The following is a 3,213-nucleotide window of genomic DNA, read 5'->3' as shown; positions in this document are numbered from 1 at the left end:
GGGATTCGGAGCTGGTGCGGCGGCTGGCGGGGCTGGGTGAGGCCGAGCAGGTTCGGCTGGTGGTGGAGTTGGTGCGGGCGCAGGCGGCGGTGGTGTTGGGGCATGCCTCGGGGGAGGCTGTCCAGCCCGGACGCGAGTTCCGTGAGCTGGGCTTCGACTCCCTGACCGCGGTGGACCTGCGCAACCGGCTCAACACCACTACGGGGTTGCGGTTGCCGACGACGCTGGTGTTCGACTACCCGACGCCGACCGCGCTGGCGTGGTTCCTGGTGCCGGAGTTGCTGGGTCGGCAGGACCAGGCGGTCGGGTCGGGTGTGGTGGCCGGGCCGAGGGTGTCGGTGGCGGACGATCCGGTGGTGATCGTGGGGATGAGCTGCCGGTTCCCCGGCGGGGTGAACTCGCCGGAGGAGCTGTGGCGGTTGCTGTCCGAGGGGCAGGACGCGATCTCGCCTCTTCCGGCGGATCGGGGTTGGGACACGGGGTTGTTGTCGGGGACGGGTGTCGATGTTCAGGGTGGGTTCCTGGCGGATGTGGCGGGGTTCGACGCGGGGTTCTTCGGGATCTCGCCGCGTGAGGCGCTGGCGATGGACCCGCAGCAGCGGCTGCTGCTGGAGGGGGTGTGGGAGGCGGTCGAGCGGGCCGGGATCGACCCGGTCTCGCTGAAGGGCAGTTCCACCGGGGTGTTCGTGGGTACCAACGGCCAGGACTACACGAGCCTGATCATAAGTACTCAGACGGATGTGCAAGGCCATGGCGTCACCGGTCTCTCGGCCAGCGTGCTGTCGGGCCGGCTGTCCTACATGCTGGGCTTGGAGGGTCCGGCGATGACGGTGGACACGGCGTGTTCATCTTCGCTGGTGGCGCTGCACCTTGCGGCGCAGGCGCTGCGGTCGGGCGAGTGCGGCCTGGCGCTGGTGGGCGGTACGACGGTAATGGCATCACCATTGGGGTTCATCGGCTTCAATGCGCAGGGCGGGATAGCACCCGATGGGCGGTCCAAAGCGTTCTCCGACAGCGCGGACGGTACCGGCTGGTCCGAGGGTGTGGGCATGCTGGTGCTGGAGCGGTTGTCGGATGCGCGCCGTAAGGGGCATGAGGTGCTCGCGGTGGTGCGTGGGTCGGCGGTGAACCAGGACGGTGCGTCCAATGGCCTGACGGCGCCGAACGGTCCTTCGCAGCAGCGGGTGATCCGCCAGGCGCTGGCCGGGGCCGGGCTCTCGGCGTCCGAGGTGGACGCGGTCGAGGCGCACGGCACGGGTACCAAGTTGGGTGACCCGATCGAGGCCCAGGCCCTGCTGGCGACCTATGGCAAGGACCGGCCGGAGGACCGGCCGCTGCTGCTCGGCTCGATCAAGTCGAACCTCGGTCACACCCAGGCCGCCGCGGGTGTGGCGGGTGTGATCAAGATGGTGCTGGCTCTCCGGCATGGGGTGCTGCCCAAGACGCTGCACGTGGACGCGCCGTCGTCGCATGTGGACTGGGCCTCGGGTGCGGTGGAGTTGCTGACCGAGCAGGTCGAGTGGCCGGAGACCGGTCGTCCGCGCCGGGCGGGTGTGTCGTCGTTCGGGATCAGTGGCACCAACGCGCACATCATTCTCGAACAAGGGCCGGAAACGCCGGAAGGAGACATTCCGCAGGACCAGGGTCCTGCCGAGGGTGTGGTGCCGGTGCTGGTGTCGGCGAAGACAGGTCAGGCTTTGCGGGCGCAGGCCGGGCGGCTGGTGTCGTTCCTGGACGGTCAGCCTGGCCTGGGTCTGGCCGATGCAGCGTTCTCGCTGGCCACGACGCGGTCGGCGTTCGAGCATCGGGCCGTGGTGCTGGCCGATGGCCGTGATGGTGTGCTGGCCGGGCTGGGCGCATTGGCCGAGGACCGGCCGAGCGCGGGTGCGGTGCGTGGTGTGGCGGGATCGGAGCCGCAGCTCGCGTTCCTGTTCACCGGTCAGGGTAGTCAGCGGGCGGGGATGGGCCGGGAGCTGTATGACCGTTTCCCGGTGTTCGCGCAGGCGCTGGACGAGGTGATCGCGGAGCTGGACCCGTTGCTTGAGGGGTCGTTGCGGGAGGTGTTGTTCGCCGAGCCGGGGTCGGCCGGGGCGGAGTTGCTGGATCGGACGGGGTGGGCGCAGCCGGCGTTGTTCGCGGTGGAGACGGCGCTGTTCCGGCTGGTCTCCTCGTGGGGGGTGCGGCCGGATGTGCTGGCCGGTCACTCGGTCGGGGAGATCGCGGCGGCGCATGTGGCGGGGGTGCTGTCGCTGGCCGATGCGTGTGCGTTGGTGGCGGGCCGGGCGCGGTTGATGCAGGCGCTTCCTGCCGGTGGGGCGATGGTGGCGGTGGCGGCCTCTGAGGAGGAGGTTGCCGAGTTGCTGGCCGGGCGTGAGGGTGAGGTGTCGGTCGCGGCGGTGAACGGTCCCGCGTCGGTGGTGATCTCCGGGGTGAAGGAGGTGGTCCTTGAGGTGGCCGCCGCCCTGGAGGAGCGCGGGGTGCGGACGAGGCGGTTGAGGGTGTCGCACGCGTTCCATTCGCCGTTGATGGATCCGATGCTGGAGGAGTTCCGTACGCTGGCGAGCAGGCTCAGCTACGGGGCGCCGAGGACTCCGATCGTGTCGACGCTGACCGGGCAGGCGGCCTCGGCCGAGCAGCTGTGCTCGCCGGACTACTGGGTGGAGCAGGTGCGTGGCGCGGTGCGCTTCGCCGACGGGGTGCGTACCCTGCGTGCGCAGGGGGTGCGGGCGTATCTGGAGCTCGGCCCCGACGGGGTGCTGACCGCCATGGCCCAGGACACGCTGACGGCGGATCCGGAGGCGCGTGTGCACGAGGTGCCCACGGTGCTGGTGCCGGTGCTGCGCAAGGGGCGGGACGAGCACGGGGCGGTGATGACGGCGCTGGCCGAGCTGCATGTGCACGGGGTGCCGATGGACTGGCGCTCGGTGCTGCCGGGTGGGCGCCGGGTTGACCTGCCCACCTATCCCTTCGAGCACCAGCGGTTCTGGCCCGAGGGCAGTGCCGGTGCGGGGAATGTTGCGGCGGCGGGATTGGCCACAACGGATCACCCGCTGTTGGGCGCCGCGGTTGGGCTGGCCGATTCCGATGCGGTGGTGCTGACGGGTCGGTTGTCGGTGAGCGCGCAGCCGTGGCTGGCCGATTACGTGGTGGCGGGTTCAGTGGTGGTGCCGGGTTCGGCGTTCGTGGAGCTGGCGGTGCGGGCCGGTGACCAGG

The 3,213-nt window shown here is 70.6% G+C and carries 1 protein-coding gene; it reads left to right on the top strand.

The features are described from left to right. Positions 1-3,213: beta-ketoacyl synthase N-terminal-like domain-containing protein (locus tag ABZ260_RS48950; RefSeq protein ID WP_355632233.1), on the top strand; the 3,213-nt coding region annotated here is incomplete at both ends.

Source organism: Streptosporangium sp. NPDC006013, assembly GCF_040614275.1.
In the GTDB taxonomy this organism is placed as follows: Bacteria; Actinomycetota; Actinomycetes; order Streptosporangiales; family Streptosporangiaceae; genus Streptosporangium.
This window is presented reverse-complemented; position numbering and strand designations above follow the sequence as displayed.